This is a genomic window from Kitasatospora sp. NPDC090091 (genome assembly GCF_044747365.1).
In the GTDB taxonomy this organism is placed as follows: Bacteria; Actinomycetota; Actinomycetes; order Streptomycetales; family Streptomycetaceae; genus Kitasatospora.
This window is the reverse complement of sequence record NZ_JBIVDY010000011.1, coordinates 17214-33936: the sequence shown is the minus strand read 5'-3', so window position 1 is coordinate 33936 and position 16723 is coordinate 17214. Positions and strand designations below refer to the sequence as shown.

At 74.2% G+C, this 16723-nt stretch carries 12 protein-coding genes; 4 read left to right on the top strand and 8 right to left on the bottom strand.

Annotated features, from left to right (window positions below; translation table 11 throughout):
• Positions 1 to 47 precede the first annotated feature (47 nt).
• From ACIPSC_RS20140 to ACIPSC_RS20130, 3 genes are read right to left on the bottom strand one after another with little or no spacing between them, the layout of a single operon-like run.
• On the bottom strand, positions 48 to 2423 hold the full coding sequence (locus ACIPSC_RS20140; protein ID WP_400827233.1) for an aerobic carbon-monoxide dehydrogenase large subunit: 2376 nt from the start codon (positions 2421 to 2423) through the stop codon (positions 48 to 50).
• Positions 2420 to 2914 (bottom strand): (2Fe-2S)-binding protein, encoded by a 495-nt coding sequence (locus tag ACIPSC_RS20135; protein ID WP_400827232.1) that lies wholly within the window; start codon positions 2912 to 2914, stop codon positions 2420 to 2422. The genes ACIPSC_RS20140 and ACIPSC_RS20135 overlap by 4 nt, the downstream gene beginning before the upstream one ends.
• A 40-nt stretch (positions 2915 to 2954) precedes the next feature.
• Positions 2955 to 3836 carry an FAD binding domain-containing protein gene (locus ACIPSC_RS20130; protein WP_400827231.1) on the bottom strand — a complete coding sequence of 294 codons (882 nt, stop codon included), beginning with the start codon at positions 3834 to 3836 and terminating at the stop codon, positions 2955 to 2957.
• 173 nt (positions 3837 to 4009) lie between these two features.
• On the opposite strand from ACIPSC_RS20130, the gene ACIPSC_RS20125 reads away from it, so the two are divergent.
• From ACIPSC_RS20125 to ACIPSC_RS20110, 4 genes are all read left to right on the top strand, one after another.
• Entirely contained in the window at positions 4010 to 5017 is a 1008-nt protein-coding gene (locus tag ACIPSC_RS20125; RefSeq protein ID WP_400827230.1) for a LysR family transcriptional regulator, read from the top strand.
• Positions 5018 to 5162: 145 nt separating this feature from the next.
• Positions 5163 to 5990, top strand: a complete 828-nt coding sequence (locus tag ACIPSC_RS20120; protein WP_400827228.1) for an SRPBCC family protein — start codon at positions 5163 to 5165, stop codon at positions 5988 to 5990.
• Positions 5983 to 7170 (top strand): XdhC family protein, encoded by a 1188-nt coding sequence (locus ACIPSC_RS20115; protein WP_400827227.1) that lies wholly within the window; start codon positions 5983 to 5985, stop codon positions 7168 to 7170. Before ACIPSC_RS20120 ends, ACIPSC_RS20115 begins: the two co-directional genes overlap by 8 nt.
• Positions 7171 to 7446: 276 nt before the next feature.
• Positions 7447 to 8991, top strand: coding sequence for a GMC family oxidoreductase (locus ACIPSC_RS20110; protein WP_400827225.1), 1545 nt, complete (start codon positions 7447 to 7449; stop codon positions 8989 to 8991).
• Positions 8992 to 9169: 178 nt separating this feature from the next.
• Here ACIPSC_RS20110 and ACIPSC_RS20105 read toward each other — a convergent pair whose 3' ends face one another.
• From ACIPSC_RS20105 to ACIPSC_RS20085, 5 genes are all read right to left on the bottom strand, one after another.
• Positions 9170 to 9574, bottom strand: a complete 405-nt coding sequence (locus ACIPSC_RS20105) for a hypothetical protein (RefSeq protein ID WP_400827223.1) — start codon at positions 9572 to 9574, stop codon at positions 9170 to 9172.
• Between the two features lie 57 nt (positions 9575 to 9631).
• Positions 9632 to 12688: an AfsR/SARP family transcriptional regulator gene (locus tag ACIPSC_RS20100; protein WP_400827221.1), complete on the bottom strand. Its 3057-nt coding sequence runs from the start codon at positions 12686 to 12688 to the stop codon at positions 9632 to 9634.
• 377 nt (positions 12689 to 13065) lie between these two features.
• A complete protein-coding gene (locus tag ACIPSC_RS20095) occupies positions 13066 to 14496 on the bottom strand; it encodes a BTAD domain-containing putative transcriptional regulator (protein ID WP_400827220.1) in 1431 nt (476 codons plus the stop codon).
• 150 nt (positions 14497 to 14646) lie between these two features.
• The gene (locus ACIPSC_RS20090; protein WP_400827219.1) at positions 14647 to 15381 is read right to left on the bottom strand and encodes a DUF899 domain-containing protein; all 735 of its coding nucleotides are present in this window, start codon (positions 15379 to 15381) and stop codon (positions 14647 to 14649) included.
• A 274-nt stretch (positions 15382 to 15655) separates the two neighbouring features.
• Positions 15656 to 16723 carry a polyprenyl synthetase family protein gene (locus ACIPSC_RS20085; protein WP_400827496.1) on the bottom strand — a complete coding sequence of 356 codons (1068 nt, stop codon included), beginning with the start codon at positions 16721 to 16723 and terminating at the stop codon, positions 15656 to 15658.

Here is a 16723-nt window from a genome sequence, read left to right as displayed (position 1 = left end):
CTCGACCCCCTCGACTCGCGCTGCGCGCACCCGCTGATCCAGCCTGTTCACTGCGGCGCCTCCACGCCTCCGTGCATCGCCAGCCACACTCGCCCGGGAGTCAGCGGCATGTCGGCGTGCCGGACGCCGATGGCGTCCATCACCGCGTTGACGACCGCGGCGGGCGAGCCGACCGTCGCGGACTCGCCGACGCCCTTGGCCCCGATCGGGTGGTGCGGGGACGGTGTGACGGTGTACCCGAGCTCCCAGGCCGGCACCTCCAGCGCGGTGGGCACGAGGTAGTCCATGAAGGACCCGGACAGGCAGTTGCCGTCCTCGTCGAAGCTGATGATCTCGCTCAGCGCCATGCCGACGCCGTCGGCGAGGCCGCCGTGCACCTGCCCCTCGATGATCATCGGGTTGATCCGGGTGCCGCAGTCGTCGACCGCGACGAAGCGGCGCACCTTCACCGCGCCGGTGCCCGCGTCGACGTCCACCACGCACAGGTAGGCGCCGTACGGGAAGGTCAGGTTGGGCGGGTTGTAGACCGTGGTGGCCTCCAGATGGCCCTCCACGCCGTCGGGCAGTTCGAGCGCACCGTGCGCGGCGAGCGCGATCTCCTGGATGGTCTTCGAGGCGGTGGGGTCGCCCTTGACGAACCAGCGGCCCTTCTCCCACTCCAGGTCGTCCGGGGACACCTCCATCATCGCCCCGGCGATGATCCGCGCCTTGTCGCGGACCTTGCGGGCCACCACGGCGGCCGCTGCGCCGGAGACCGGGGTCGAGCGGCTGCCGTAGGTGCCGAGGCCGAACGGCGTCTGATCGGTGTCGCCGTGCACCACCTGGATGTCCTCGGGCGGGATGCCGAGCTCCTCGGCGACGATCTGGGCGAACGTGGTCTCGTGGCCCTGCCCCTGGGACTGCACGCTGAGCCGCACCACCGCCTTGCCGGTCGGGTGCACCCGCAGCTCGCAGCCGTCGGCCATGCCGAGGCCGAGGATGTCCATGTGCTTGCGCGGCCCCGCACCCACCGTCTCGGTGAAGAACGACAGCCCGATGCCCATGAGTTCGCCGCGTGCGCGCCGTTCGGCCTGCTCGCGGCGCAGCTCGTCGTAGCCGGCCAGCTCCAGCGTCTTGCGCAGGGTGGCCGGGTAGTCGCCGGAGTCGTACTCCCAGCCGGTCTTGCTCGGGTAGGGGAACTGCTCGGGCCTGAGCAGGTTCTTCATCCGCAACTCGGCAGGGTCGGCGTGCAGTTCGTCCGCCAGGCAGTCCACCATCCGCTCGATCAGGTACGCCGCCTCGGTGACCCGGAACGAGCAGGCGTACGCGACGCCGCCGGGTGCCTTGTCGGTGTAGACGCCGGTGACCGCGCAGTGGGCGGCCTCGATGTCGTACGAGCCGGTGAAGACGTGGAAGAAGCCGGCCGGGAACTTGCTGGGCTGGGCCGTGCTGTTGAACGCGCCGTGGTCGGCGATCACCTTGACCCGGACGGCGAGGATCCGGCCCTCGCGGGTCGCGGCTATCTCGCCGCGCATGTGGTAGTCACGGGCGAACCCGGTGCTCATCAGGTTCTCGGAGCGGTCCTCCACCCACTTCACCGGCTTCTTGGTGAGGATCGAGCCCACGATCGCGCAGACGTAGCCGGGGTAGATGGGCACCTTGTTGCCGAAGCCGCCGCCGATGTCCGGCGAGACCACCCGGATCTTGTGCTCGGGCAGGCCCGCGACCATCGCGTACAGGGTGCGGTGGGCGTGCGGGGCCTGGGTGGTGGACCAGAGGGTGAGTTTGCCGTCGACCGGGTCCATGTCGGCGACGCAGCCGCAGGTCTCCAGCGGAGCCGGATGCACCCGGGGGTAGAGGATGTCCTGGGCGACGACCACCTCGGCGCGGGCGAACACCGCGTCGGTGGCGGCCTTGTCGCCGGACTCCCAGTCGAAGATGCGATTGTCGGTCCGTCCCTCCTGGTCGTCCCGGATCACCGGGGCGTCGGCGTCCAGTGCGTGCCGGGCGTCGATCACCGGGGGCAGCGGCTCGTACTCGACGTCGATCAACTCGACGGCGTCCCGGGCCGCGTAGTGGTCGTCGGCCACCACGAACGCGACCTCCTGGCCCTGGAACCGCACCTTGTCGGTGGCCAGAACGGCCTGCGTGTCCATCGACATGGTGGGCATCCAGGCCAGGCCCAGACCCTCCAGGGCCGCGCCGGTGATCACCGCGCGGACCTTGGGGTGCGACTCGGCCGCCGACGTGTCGACGGACACGATCCGGGCGTGCGCCAGCGGGCTGCGCAGCACGGCGCCGTGCAGCATGCCGGGCAACTGCACGTCGTCCACGTAGAGTCCCTTGCCGCGGACGAACCGCGGGTCCTCCTTGCGCTTCAGCCGCCCGTAGCCGATCGGGCGCTCCTCCGCGGGCGCCGACCCGGTCTCCTGAACGGCGGTCATGGCGTGCTCCCCGTGCTCGCGGCGGCCCCCTCCGCCGGGTGTTCCGCGGCCCACCGGACCGCGCGGACGATGTTCAAGTAGCCGGTGCACCGGCAGAGTTGACCGGAGATCGCCTCGCGGATCTCCTGCTCCGACGGGTCCGGGTCGCGGTCGAGGAGCGCGCGGGCGGTCATCATCATCCCCGGCGTGCAGAAGCCGCACTGCAGCCCGTGCTGCTCGATGAACCCCTGCTGGACCGGGTCGAGGCCGTCGGCGGTCTCCAGGCTCTCCACGGTGCGCACCTCGTGCCCGGCCGCCATGGCCGCCAGCATCGTGCAGCTCTTGACCGGCTCGCCGTCGAAGAGCACCACGCAGGTGCCGCAGTTGCTGGTGTCGCATCCCCAATGGGTGCCGGTGAGGCCGAGGTCGTCGCGCAGGAAGCGGACCAGCAGATGCCGGGGCTCCACCTCGGCCGTGCGGTCCTCCCCGTTCACGTTGATGGTGACCTGCATCAGAGACGTCCCTTCCGTCCGATCAGCCCGTTCCGTCCGATCAGCCCGTACTCGCGGCCGTCCGGGCCCGTTCGGCGGCCCGGCGCAGCGCGCGCTCGGTGAGCTCGCCGGCCAGGTGCCGCTTGTAGTCGGCGGTGCCGCGGGTGTCGGTGACCGGATCGCAGTCCTCGGCGGCGATCCGGCCGGCTTCGGAGAACGCCTCCTCGGACGGCTCGCGGCCGACCAGGACCTCCTCGGCGCGCCGGTAGCCGACGGCCGACACACCGACCGCCGCGAGCCCGACACCGGCCGTCGCGATCCGCCCGTCCGCCAGTGCCAGGGCGGCGCCGGCCGCTGCGATGGCCCAGTCCCCGGTCTTGCGCTCCACCTTCTCGTAGGCGCTGCCGGCGTTCGGCAGGATCGGCACGCGGACCTCGACCAGCATCTCGCCGAGTCCCACGTCCGTCTCGTACGGGCCTTTGTAGAAGTCCGCCATCGGCACCGGGCGCCGTCCGTCGTGGCCGAGCACCACCGCCACCGCCCGGACGGCCGCGCAGACCGCCGACAGGTCCTCCGCCGGGTCGGCCTGGCAGAGCGAACCACCGATGGTGCCCCGGTTGCGCACCGGCGGATCTGCGATCACCCGCTCGGCGTCGTGGAAGATCGGGAAGAGCCGGCCGACCGGCTCCGACTCCAGCAGCCCGCGGTGGCGGGTGAGCGCGCCGATGCACAGCTCCGAGCCCTCCTGCCGCACGTAGTCCAGCTCGTGCAGGTCGTTGATGTCGACCAGGAGCCCGGGACGGGCCAGCCGCAGCTTCATCATCGGCAGCAGACTGTGCCCGCCCGCGACGACCCTGGCCTCCTCCCCGAACCGCTCCAGCAGGGCGAGAGCGTCGTCCACACTCTCCGCCCGCCGGTACTCGAATGACGCGGGAACCTGCACGACGGCCTCCTGGTGCAGTGCCTCTGCCGATGGCCGGCCCGCCGCAGGGACCACCTACGGCACGACCGCACTGTCACCCCGGCGGCCGCCCGGGTCAACAGCGACTGAAGGGAATGGTTAAGAGCCGTCCGCGGCTGACACGTGGGGGCGGTCCGCGATCGCCGGAGGTGGCGATGACCCTCACACAGCTCAGGGCGTTCGTCGCGGTCGCCAGGCTCGGCTCGGTCAAGGCCGCGGCGATCTCCCTGGGCGTGAGCGAGCCCGCGGTCTCGGGGGCGGTCGCCGTCCTGCGCCGCGAGCTCGGCGACCAGCTCTTCGTCCGGCGGGCGGGCGGAATCGCCCTGACGCCCGGCGGGCGGCGGCTCGCCGCCGGTGCGGCCGAGATCGTGGGCCTGGCCGAGGAGACCCGTCGACAGGTCCGGCTGGCCGGTGAGGGCGGCTCCCACCTGCGGGTCGCCGCCACCGAGACGACCGCCGAGCAGATCGTCCCGCCGCTGCTGGAGGCCTTCGTTCGGCGCCACCCGGACGTGGGGACCACCACCCTCGCGGTGCCGTCCACCGTGCTCGGCGAGCTCCTGCTGGACCGGCGCGCGGACGTCGCGATCAGCCCGGTCGCCGCCGACCCCGGTGCAATCGCCGCACCACCCGGGCCGGACACCCTTGAGTACGTCCCGTTCCTGCGCATCCAGCTCGTGGTGGTCGCCTCGCCGCACCACGCCGGCTCCCGGCTGGACCACGCCGGCGGCGGCCGGCTGCACCTGCCGATCGGCCGCCTGTCCCGCGAGCACTGGCTGCTCGGCCCGGGCGGGCTCGACCCCGGCACACCCGGCGGTGCCTTCCTGACCCGCCACGGCGTCGGCGACGCCGACGCGTCGATCTTCCCCAGCGCCAGCGCGGCGCTGGGCGCGGCCGTCGCCGGCGACGGGCTCTCGCTCGCGGTGCTCCACGTCGTCCGCGACGAGCTGCGCCACGGCACGCTCACCGTGGTCGCCGTCCCCGGCACCCCGGTCAACGGCCTGCTGCGAGCCGCCGCCCTGCGCGGAGACCGGCGCTCGCCGTCCGCGTCCGCGCTGTGCCGGTTCGTGACCACGCCGGCGGCCGTGCGGAGCCTGCTGACCCGGGCCACCGGAGTGCCGGCGGACCACTACCGGCCGACCGTCCGGGTCAGTCTGTGGAGTTGACCGGGGACGGCTCCGCAGGGAATCGCCGGGTGGCCGGTCGTCGTTGGAACGTACGTCGACGGTCGGATCTTCGGCGTACCGGGCCTTCTCGGCGCACCGGGTCCTTCGGCGCACCGGGCGGATCCGGGCTAGGAGGCTCGTGCACATGGAATTCACCAACGAGTTCCGGGTGAGCCTGCCGGTGGAAGCGGCCTGGGACCTCTTCACCGACGTCGAGCGGATCGCCCCCTGTATGCCCGGGGCCCAGCTCACCGAAGTCGACGGCGACCGGTTCCGCGGCGCCGTCAAGGTGCGGGTGGGTGCGGTGACCGTGCAGTACCGGGGCACCGCCGCGTTCGACGAGCGGGACGAGGCCAACCGCACCGTGCGGCTCACCGCCTCCGGACGGGACACGCACGGCCAGGGCAACGCCGACGCGCACATCACCGCACGGCTGGTACCGGACGGCGACGGCACCCGGGTGAGCGTCGAGACCCGGCTCAGTGTCACCGGGAAGGTGGCGCAGTTCGGCCAGGGCGTCATGGCGGACATCAGCCGCAAGCTGCTGGACCGGTTCGTGGCCTGCCTGGAGGAGCAGCTGGCCGCCGAGCACGAGCGTGAGCCCGAGCCCGAGCACGAGCACGAGCCCGAGCCCGAGCCCGAGCACGAGCCCGAGCCCGAGCCCGAGCACGAGCCCGCGCCCGAGCCCGAGGCGTCGGACGAGGCGGCGACGGCAACCCGGCCGGCGGCCGCCGGACCGACGGCTGCCGCACCCGCCGCCGGGCCGGCCGCACCCGCCGCCGGGCCGGCCGCGCCCGCGCGGGAGCCGCCGGCCGCCCCGTCGGAGAGCGAGCCGCTGGACCTGCTCGCCGTGGCCCGCGGCCCGGTGGCCAAGCGCCTGGTGCCGGTCGTCCTCACCGGACTGGTCCTGCTGGCGCTCGCACGCCGGCTGCGCCGGCCCTGCCGGTGTCCACGAGGAGGACACCGTGCGTGACGTCCTGCGAGCGGTGTACCCGTGGTACCGCGCGGGCGAGAGCTTCGGGCTCGCCACCGTGGTCAGCACCTTCCGGAGTGCGCCCCGCCGTCCGGGCGCGGCAATGGCGGTGTCGGCCTCCGGCACCGTGGTCGGCAGCGTCTCCGGCGGGTGCGTCGAGGGCGCGGTGTACGAGGAGGCCGAGGCGGCCCGGCTCTCGGGACGCCCGGTGCTGAGGTCGTACGGGGTGAGCGACGACGACGCCTTCGAGGCGGGGCTGACCTGCGGCGGTACGATCCAGATCTTCGTCGAACCGGTGTCCGGCCGGACCTTTCCCGAGCTGCCCGACGTGTTGGCGTCGTTGAACACCGGTGAGCCCGTCGCGGTGGCCACCGTGGTGGCCGGCCCGGGCGAAGGCCCGGGCGCGCTCGGGAGCCGCCTCGTCGTCTGGCCCGACCGCGTCTCCGGCACCCTCGCCTCGGCCGCACTGGACCGCGCGGTGGGCCTCGATGTCCGCGGCCTGCTGGAGCACGGCACCACCGGGCTGCGCCACTATGACCCGGCGGGACGTTGCCTGGACGGCGAGGAGCCCGCCGAGGCCGGTGAACTGGCGGTGTTCGTGGGGTCGTTCGCCCCGCAACCGCGCATGCTGGTGTTCGGTGCGATCGACTTCGCCGCCGCGGTCGCCGAGTTGGGGGCGTTCCTCGGCTACCGCGTCACGGTGTGCGACGCGCGGGCCGTGTTCGCCACCGCCTCCCGCTTCCCGTACGCGGACGAGGTCGTGGTGCGATGGCCGCACGAATACCTGGCCGAGGAGGCCGCGGCGGGCCGGATCGACGGCCGTACGGTGGTGGCCGTTCTCACCCATGACCACAAGTTCGACGTGCCGCTGCTGGCCACCGCCCTGCGGTTGCCGCAACTCGCGTACGTCGGCGCGCTCGGCTCCCGCCGGACCCACCGCGAGCGGCTGGACCGTCTGCGCGAAGTCGGCCTGGCGGAAAGCGAACTGGCTCGAATGTCGGCCCCTGCCGGGCTCGACCTCGGTGCCCGCACGCCGCAGGAGACGGCCGTCTCCGTCGCAGCAGAGATCATCGCCGCCCGCTGGGGCGGCTCCGGCCGGCCGCTCACCCGGACCGAGGGCCCGATCCACGCCACCACCGCGGCCGAGGAGCACCCGCCCGCCCCGGCCGGCACCGGCTGAACAGGTGTCCAGGTGCTCGCCGGTGAGCACGTCCCACACCGTCACCACGCCGCCTTCGCCTCCGACTGCGGCCACGCCCGGCGCTCGGACGGCACCCGGCGGGACACCCTCGTCCACGCGCTGCTCGCCGGCGAACGGCGAAGCGGTCGGGGTGCCGGGCTCCTCTGAACGGCGCGATGACGGGACACGCTGCCGCGCCCGTCCCGGAGGGGTAGAGCCCTGCCGCCGACTGGCCCCGGGCAGGCCTGAGGCGCAGCCTGTAACGGGAGGCGTGCGATGGGCACTTCCTACGATGTGGTGATCGTCGGGGGCGGTAGCGCGGGCTGCGTGCTCGCCGCGCGGCTGAGCGCGGACCCGGCACGGCGTGTGCTGCTCGTCGAGGCGGGGCCGGACTACGGGTCCAGGGCGCTCCCGGCGGACCTCGCGGAGGGCATGCAGGGGCCGGCGGCCTCTCATGACTGGGGCCTGCGCGGGGTCGGCGTCCGCGGTGGACCGCCACTGGACCTGCCGCGTGGCCGGGTGATGGGCGGCTCGTCGGCGGTGAACGCGACCTTCGCGCTGCGCGGGCACCCGGCTGACTACGATGCCTGGGCCGCGGCCGGAGCGCCCGGCTGGGCCTTCGACGACGTCCTGCCCTCCTTCGCGCGCCTTGAGCGCGACCTCGACTTCGGCGCCGCCGACTACCACGGCAGCGACGGACCGCTGCCGATCCGCCGGTACGCGGGCGCCGAGCGGTCCGCCGTGACGGACGCGGCCGAGGAGGCCATCACCTCGCTCGGCCTCCCGCTGATCGCGGACCACAACGCGCCCGCCGCGGTGGGTGTGGCGCCGCTGCCGGTCAACGCCGTGGACGGCCGGCGGATCAGCACCGCCTCCGCCTACCTCGACCCCTGCCGGTCGAGGGCCAACCTCGACATCCTTGCCGACTCGCTCGTACGGGACGTCGTCATCCGCCACGGCCGCGTCACGGGCGTACGCCTCGACGGCACCGGGGAGGTCGTGCCCGCCGGCGAGGTGATCGTCGCGGCGGGCGCCTACCTCTCGCCGGGGCTGCTGCTGCGGTCCGGGGTCGGGCCGGCGGCGGACGTGGCGGTGCTCGGCCGGTCCGTGGTGGCGGACCTGCCCGGCGTGGGGTCCAACCTCGTCGACCATCCCGCCGTCTCGATCGACCTTCCGTTCGTCGGCCCGGTCGGCAGCCACGCCCGGTACCAGCTGGTCGCCACCTGTTACAGCGGGTCGGTCACCGGGCCACCGGACCTGCAACTGGTGGCGGTCGGCCCCTATCCCCTCGACGCCGGAGCCCACGGGTGTTCAATCTTCGCCGCGCTGCTGAAGCCGGCCTCACGCGGCCGCGTCCTGGCACGCTCCCCCGACGCGGCGGTGCCGCCCGACATCGACCTCGGCTACTTCGACCACGGTGCCGACCTGCCCCGGCTGATCGAGGGCCTCCGGCTCGCCGAGGCCGTCACCCGCACTCCGGCGTGGGAGGCGATCACCGCCGCGCCGGTGGCCGGTCTCCCCGCGGGAGTGTTCGACGACCCGGCGGTGACCCGGGCCTGGGTGCGGGCCAACACGTGGACCTACCACCATCCGGTCGGGTCCTGCGCGATGGGCGCCGACCCCGAGGAGGGCGCCGTCGTCGGCCCCGAGGCCCGGGTCTTCGGCGTGGTGGGCCTGTCGGTGGTGGACGCGTCGATCATGCCCGACATCCCCTCGGCCAACACCAACCTGCCGACCGTCATGGTCGCCGAACACGTGGCCGCCCGGTGGGAGGGAGGCCGGCCGAACCGGACTGGTGCGGAACAGGGCGCCACGCCATGAGCAGGCATCGGCCCACACCCGTGCGGGAGTCGATCCAGCAGGGGTGTCGTTCGGGCGATCGGGTCGGCCGGGGCGCAGGAGCGAGGTGCGTCCCGCCCCCGTGAGTGTCGGGGGCGGGACGCGGTGCGGGCTCAGGGCCCGCGGGGGTTGGGGGCGGTGTCACCTCACGCCGGGTGGCTCAGTACCAGAGGTCGGGGCTGAGCTGGTAGTCGTAGCCGCTGCCGGGCTGCCAGTAGAAGCGGGCCTCGGCCTTGTAGTCGTGGCCCGGGGTCGGGTTGGTGAGGGTGTAGGTGTAGGAGTACTGGCCGGAGCGGCAGGGGAACGAGGTGGAGAGCGCCTGGCTGCCGGTGGTGTAGTCCCAGATGATGATCTGCTCGGTGCAGTTGTTGCTGGCGAAGTTGGTGTTCACCTGCGCCGACACCTGGCCGCCGCCGGCGCTGATGCAGGTCTGCTTCCAGCCCGGGCCGCCGCAGCCGCCGCCACTCGCTGCCGAAGCCGCCCCGGCGCCGGTCAGCGCGATTCCGCCGGCGAGCGCGGTGGTGGCCAGGCCAAGGACGACCCGACGGATTCCCTTGACGGACATGTGCATTCCCTCCCTGCTTGCCCGGTCCGGTTGACCGGGGCACGACACGATGCTCGGTCATGGCGATGGACATTCGATGACCACGCCGAGCAGTTGCTCGGTCTCGGCCGCGTCGGCGTCGAGGTTCAGCCGCCGGAAGTGCTCCAGTGCCTGCCCGAGACAGGTCCTGGCCCGGCTGCGGTGGCCCAGGTCGGCGAGGGCCCGGCCGAGGGTGCGAAGCACGGTGCCCTCCAGCATGCCGCCGACGCAGCGGGCCTGCGGAAGCGCCTCCTCCGCGGCCAGGACGGCCTCCGTCGGCCGCCCCGCCGTGAGGTGGATCCGGGCGATCAGGCCGCCGGTCGCGGCCTGGAAGCCGGGCATGCCGAACGAACGGAACCGGGCCAGGGCGGCTTCCGCCCGTTCCAGGGCCGGCGCGAGGTCGCCGCAGAGGTGGAGGATCCGGGCCAGGTAGTAGCTCCCGACGGACGAGGAGATGGACACTTCACCGCCGGTCAGCTCGGCACACCGCTCGCCGGCCGCGCGGGCCCGGGCGAGGCGGCCGCACCGCGCGTGGTTGTAGCCGAGCTCGCCCAGTGCGAGGCCTTCGGCGGTCTCGTCGTCGAGCTGGTGGAACAGCGACGACGCCTCTTCGAGCGGGCCGATCGCCGCCTCGAAGTCGCACAGCACCCGCGCGTTCGCCCCGATCAGCTGGAGGACGTTGGCCCGCAGCCGGCGCAGCGCCGCCCGGGTGCACAGCGGCAGGCAGCGGCGGAGCTCCTCGCCCGCCGCCGCGTAGGAGCCGGAGTGCCAGAGCATGCTGCCGCGGACCGAGCGGGCGAGCGCCTCGGTGTCCCGTTCGCCACGGGCCGGCGCCGCCTCGGCGACGCGGGCCGCCAGGTCGCCGACCGTGGTCGTGTAGTCGCGGCCGAACAGGATCGAGCCCATCTTGTCCGTGAGGTCGGCGGCCTGGGCGAGCGGCAGGTCCGGGTCCTGGCAGGCCCGGCGGATCACCGCCTGGTGGAGGTCGGTCTGGTCGCGCAGCCAGGCGGTGGCGTCCTCGACCGAGTCGAAGATCCGGCCCGGCGCCGCGGTTTCCGCCGTGATCAGGCTGCGGCGGGCGTGGTCGACGCGGTGGGCGGTCGCCTCGGCGTTGCGCGCGGTGGCCAGGCAGTGGGCGAGCAGCCGGGCGTACGCGGCCGAGACCTCCGCCGGGGGGTCCTCGCCGGCGCCGCGCCGACGGGCGAAGACCCGCAGCAGGTCGTGGAGCCCGTACCGGTCGGCGGCCGGGGAGTTCAGCAGGTTCAGGTCGACCAGGGTCTCCAGGAGTTCGCGGGTGCGTTCCGGGGAGCGGTCGAGCAGCGCTGCGGCCGGGCCCAGGCCGAGCACGGGCGTGTCCGGAAGGGCGAGCAGTCGTAGGGCGCGGGCCTGTTCGGGGTCGAGCCGGGCGTAGGAGAGCGCCAGGACGGGCTCCACCGCCGTGTGGTGGTGGGCGAGTTCGGTGAGTCGTGTCTGCTCGTCGGCCAGACCGGCGGCCAGGCCGGCCAGGGACTGCGCGGGGTCGGCGGCGAGCCGGGAGCCGACCACCCGGACGGCCAACGGCAGCAGGCCGCAGGCCGTGACGATCGCGGTGGCGGCCTCGGGCTCGGCCTCGGTCCGGGCGCGGCCGGCGACGCCGGCGAGCAGGTCCAGCGCTTCGGCCGGCTCCATCGCATCGAGGTGGAGGTGGTGGGCGCCCGGGAGGCCGGTCAGCCAGACCCGGCTCGTGACCAGGACGGCGCAGGTCCGAGCGCCGGGCAGCAACGGGGTGGTCTGCTCGGCGGAGGCCGCGTTGTCGAGCAGTACCAGCAGGCGGCGGCCGGCCACGGTGGTGCGGTAGAGTGCGGCGCGCTCGGCCGGGTCGGCCGGGATCTCCCGGTCCGCGACGCCGAGGGCGGTCAGCAGCAGGCCGAGTGCCTCGGCCGGGTCGAGCGGGTCGGCCTGGGCGCCGCGCAGGTCCAGGTGCAGTCGGCCGTCGGGGAACCGCTCGCGCAGGGCGTGGGCGACGTGGACGGCGAGGCTGGTCTTTCCGGCACCCCCGATTCCGTTGACCGCCGAGATGACCACGGCGCCCGGGTCGGGCTGGGTCAGGACGGCGGTCAGCTCCGCAACGGCGCTCTGCCGGCCGGTGAAGTCGAAGAGGGGAGCGGGGAGTTGTTCCGGTACGGGCAGGCGGCCGGAGGTCGTCCCCCGGTCGGGGACCGGCTGGTCGTGGGCAGTGGCCGAGCGGCCCACGGGGCGGGTGTCCGTGCCGAGCGTGGGGTCGGCGCGCCGGATCCGCGCGTTCAGCGCGTCGAGCTCCGGGCAGTCCAGCCCCTCGGCGTGGTAGTCGCGCCGGGCATCGGCGTACGCGGCCCGTGCCTCGGCCGGGCGGTCCGCCAGGTGGTACTCCAGCATCAGCAGGGCGCGGAACCGCTCGCGGAACGGGTGGGCGAACACGGCCTGGTCCAGCTCGACCAGGCAGGACGGGTTGTCCCCCAGGTCGACGTCGAGGGCGAGTTTGGCTTCCAGCGCGTTCACCCGGCGTTCGGTCAGGTGGCGGCGCAGCTCGACGGCATGGCCTCCGGGCAGTCCGGCCAGCGGCTCGCCGTCGTGCAGGGCCAGCGCCCGGGTGAACAGGTCGCGGGCCCGGGGCCGGTCGGCGGCGGCGCGCGCGCCCTCCGCCTGGGAGACGAGGCGGTCGAAGGTGACGGAGTCCAGCGACTCGGCGGGGACGTCGAGGCGGTAGCCGCCGTCGACGGTGACCAGGAGGTGTTCGGCGCGGTGGTCGCGCAGCGCGCGCCGCAGCCGGTAGGCGTGGGTGGCCAGGGCGGACTTGGGCCGGGCGGGCGGGTTGTCCTCGTCGAAGACGCCCTCGGCGAGGCGGACGGCGGTCAGTGGCCGGCCCTGGTGGGCGAGCAGCATGACGAGGAAGGCCTGCTGTTGGCTGCGGCCCAGGTCGAGGCGGTGGCCGGCGACCCGGGCGGTGAGCGGGCCGAGCAGGTGGAATCGCAGGTCCGGTGTGCTGGAGGGTGCGCGTTCGGTGGCGGGCGGGGGCTCGGTGGCGATGACGGCTCTCCCGGAGGCTCGTCGGGCCCGGCCGGTATCGGCACCGGCCACGACGGCCGCGGCGGTCGGCCGGTGCGATCGGCCGGTGCGATCGGCCGGTGCGCCGGGGCTGGTGGACGGCGGTGGCGCGTGGGGATGCACAGCGGGCCGTGGCTGACCGCCAGGCGCTGGGGGTGTGGTGCGCGGGGGCTCAGCAGGCCTCCGGCACCGGCCGGATGACATGCGGGCTCTCGGTGGAGCCCGTGTCGGCGGTGCCGGCCGACCCGCGGCTGATACGTGTGAGGGTCCCATTCATCCGTTCGTCCTCTTCCCGTCACTGGTGATCCCGGGCGGCCTGCCTGATCAGAGGGTGGTTTCGGCCGCCGACGGGATTCTGTGATGGGCCGGTTGACGAGGGATGAACGCTCTCGTTTATTCGCAGACGGATCTTATGCACGAGCGGGCGAAAGGAGGGCGGAAACAGGCCAGGCGGGACGGACCACCAGACGGCTCGCGGCCAGGCGCAGGGCGCGGGGCTGGTGATCGCAGGCAGCGGCCAGGGCCCGGGCCGCGCCCGGTTCCCGGGCCAGGCGCCGGGAGCCCAGGGCGCGGGACAGCAGTGCGATGCCCTCGTCGGGCGTCATCCGGCCGACGGTGACGGTGTGTCCACCGGGCAGCGGTCGGCCGGTGGTGACGAGAGCCGCGCACCCGGGCTCGGCCGGCAGCAGCGGGCGGACCTGCTCGGCACTGACAGCGCCGTCGAGCAGCACCAGGACGCGCCGTCCGGCGAGCAGTCGGAGGTAGAGCGCACGCAGGTCGACGAGGCCCGGCGGGACGGCCTGTTCCTCGACGCCCAAGGCCCGCACGAAGCCGGCCAGGACGGTGGCCGGGTCCGTGCCGGCGGCCTTCCCGCCCAGGCCGGCGTGGAGCTGACCGTCGGGGTAGCCGGGGGAGAGCCGGTGGGCGGCGTGGACGGCGAGCGCGCTCTTGCCGTAACCGGGCGGCCCGGTGATGGTGACCCAGCGTGGACCCGGCCCGGCCAGGGCCGTGGCGAGCTCGGTCAGCAGGGCCGCTCGGCCGGTGAAGTCGGCGATGTCCGGCGGGAGTTGGAACGGTCGACGAACCGGCCGGGGGGCGGTCCGGGAGGCCCAGGGCGTCCAGCTCGCCAGGTCCGGGGCCCGGTCGCGGAGGCGTGCCGCCAGAGCCGCCGCCTCACTGCCGGGCGCGGAGTCGGCGAGCAGGGCGAGGGCCTGCTCGGTGCGGCCGGCCCGGGCCAGCGCCAGCGCGTGGGGGACGGCGGCGGCCGGGTCCGGCCCGGGTTGCGCCGCGAGCGCCAGTCCGAGTTCGACGTCGAGTTCGAGTCGGGCCAGCCGGGCCTCGTCCCGGCGCCCGGCGAGCATCCGGCGGTCGTGCTCGGCGAACGGGCCCGGCACGCCGTCCAGGGCCACCGGAGCGGACCACCGGCCGAGCGCGGCTGTGAGCAGGGCGTGGGCGCGCTCGGGCTGCCGGTTCCGACGGGCGGCGGTGGCGGCGGCGAGCTCGGCGAGGAACACCGTACGGTCGATGTCCGCAGGGTCCACCTCCAGCCGGTACGCCTTGCCGACGTGCCGCAGGACCTTGCCGCCCCCGGCGGTGTCGTCCGCGCCGGCCAGGGTGTTGCGCAGCCGGTACATGGTGGCGGGCAGCCCCCTGGCCCGGTTCGGCGCCTCGTCCACCTCCTCGCCCCAGGCGCCGTCGATGATCTCCGCCACGGGCACCGGCCGCCCGGCGTGGACGAGCAGGACGGCGAGCACCGCGCGGTCCCGAGCCCGGTTCAGCCGCAGCTCCCGATCGCCGCGCCGGGCCCTGAGCGATCCGAGCGTGCTGAAGTGCAGTTCCACTGGGATCCTCCTTACGCGACCGATCTGACATCCGGTCATGTTACGGAGGTGACATACGCCGACAAGGGGGCCGGTCGGTATCACGCCATCGACCGTCGAGCGCGGCGGCCCGGGCAAGGGGGGGCGGATCGGGCTTCGAAGGGAAGGTCCTCAGGTCTTCCCGTACTCGTCGTGGCGGCGCAGCCAGTGGGTCTCCTCGCCGTCCTCGTGCCGGCCCGTCGGCGTCCGGTCGAGGAGGCCGTAGTAGGCCATGGCGGGTTCAAGGCCGCGCGCAGTGGTGACGTACGTCCGGTAGACGGTCCCGTCCGAGAGCGCGTAGGCGCTCAGGCCGGGTCCCTCGGTGACGTACCCGAGCACGTCGGTGCCGCAGGCCTCGGCCATCTGACGCACAGTCGGCGGGATGTCGCCCTCAAGGAAGGGCCGCAGCTCCTCTTCGGTGTACTGGAAGCCGAGGTCGCGGTGGAAGTCGCTGCCGGCGCTGGAGACCCAGTCGAAGTGCCAGCCCATCCGCTCCCGGTAGGCGAGGAGCTTGTCGACCGGCGCCCGCGAGGAGCAGACCAGCGTCACGTCGCGGGCTCGCAGGTGGACCGCGTTGGGGCTGAGGGTGTCCGCGATCGAGGAGCAGACCGGGCATCCGGCCTCGTAGGGCGGGCCGAACATGAAGTGGTAGACGAGCAGCTGCGAGCGCCCGTCGAAGAGGTCCGCGAGCGACTTGGCCCCGCCCGCGGTCTCGAAACGGTAGTCCTTCTCGACCGCCACCCAGGGAAGCTCCCGCCGCTGCCGCGCGAGCTCGTCACTACGTCGGGTGAGCTTCTTCTCCTCCGCGAGCAGCTCCTCGCGGGCGGCCTCGAACTCCTCCTGCGTGCCGATCGTGTGCTCGGGCATGGCTCTTCCCTCCTCCGCCTTGCGATGCACGCACCCGGACGCCGCCAGGCCCGCCCTCCGGCCGGACGACGGGAGTTTGAAGGCAGGCCCTGGGGGAGCAGAACACCGCATCGCGGCGTGCAGTCACCCGCGGTGGCAGCCGGAAGCGCCTGGCACCGGCTACCCGTCCGGCCGTAGTTCCACCGTACGCGCGCGGCGGCGGGCCCGAGAGACCGAGCCGGACGGCCTGCCGGCTGCCGGTGACCGGGTGCCCACCGGAGCCCGGGCCATCCGTTCACCCGCCCGGTATCACGTTCGACAGCGGCAGGCCTTCGAAGAAGGCCACCGCCTCCTCGCGCCAGTGCGGACGCCAGCCCCCGGCCTCGGTGCGGGCCGCCTCGGCGCAGCGGCGCATGTCGGAGCGGAGCTTCCCGTCCACGCCCAGCAGCAGGGCCAGCTCGCGGATGCGTTCGACCGTGTCGGCGGGGCAGTGCGGGTCACCGAGTGCGGACTCGACCACGGCCCGCTGCGTCTCGTCCGCGGCGGCGAGCAGGGCGCTCAGGGCGTAGCTGCGGCGGCCCGCGCGGAGGTCGGTGCCGGTGGACTTGCCGGTGGTGCCGTCGTCGCCGAACAGGTCGAGGTAGTCGTCGCGGAGCTGGCCGCCGATGCCGACCAGGGTCGCGTACCGGCGCAGCCGTGCGTCGTGGCGGGCCAGGTCCTCGCCTGCGGCCAGCAGCCCCAGCCGCAGCGGGGCGAGCACGGAGTACCGGGTGGACTTGTACTCGCAGACGGTGTGCAGGAACTCCCCGTCCGGGATCGGTCGGAAGTCGCGTTCGAGGTCGGCGATCTGGCCGGTGACCGTCTCGGCGCCGGCGTCGAGCTGGACCTCCAGCATCGCCTGGCGCAGCTCGGCGGGGACGTCCGCCTCCAGCAGGACCCGCATCGAGAGGAAGGCGGCGAGGTCCCCGGCCAGGACGGTCAGGCCGAGGGCGGTGCGGTCCGCCGCCGGGAATTCCTGGCGGTAGGCGTAGTAGGTGGAGGGGCCGCCGCGGCGCAGGGGCGAGTCGTCGATGAGGTCGTCGTGGACGAGCCCGTGGGTCTGGAGCAGTTCGATGCTCAGCGCGGCCTCGGCCAGGCCGGGTACCGGGTCGGTGGTCACCAGGCGGGCGGCCTCGTACAGGAGGGCGACCCGCAGCCGCTTGCCGCCGCGCAGCGAGAGGTCCCGCAGCAGTTCCAGGCAGCGTGGGGTGAAGCGGCTGAGCGGCGGGGTGTCGAGGCGGTCCGGCAGGGCGGCGAAGTAGGCCTCGAAGCGGAGGTCGAACCGGCGCCGGTGCCCGGCGGCTCGTTCGCGGGCGGCTGCCAT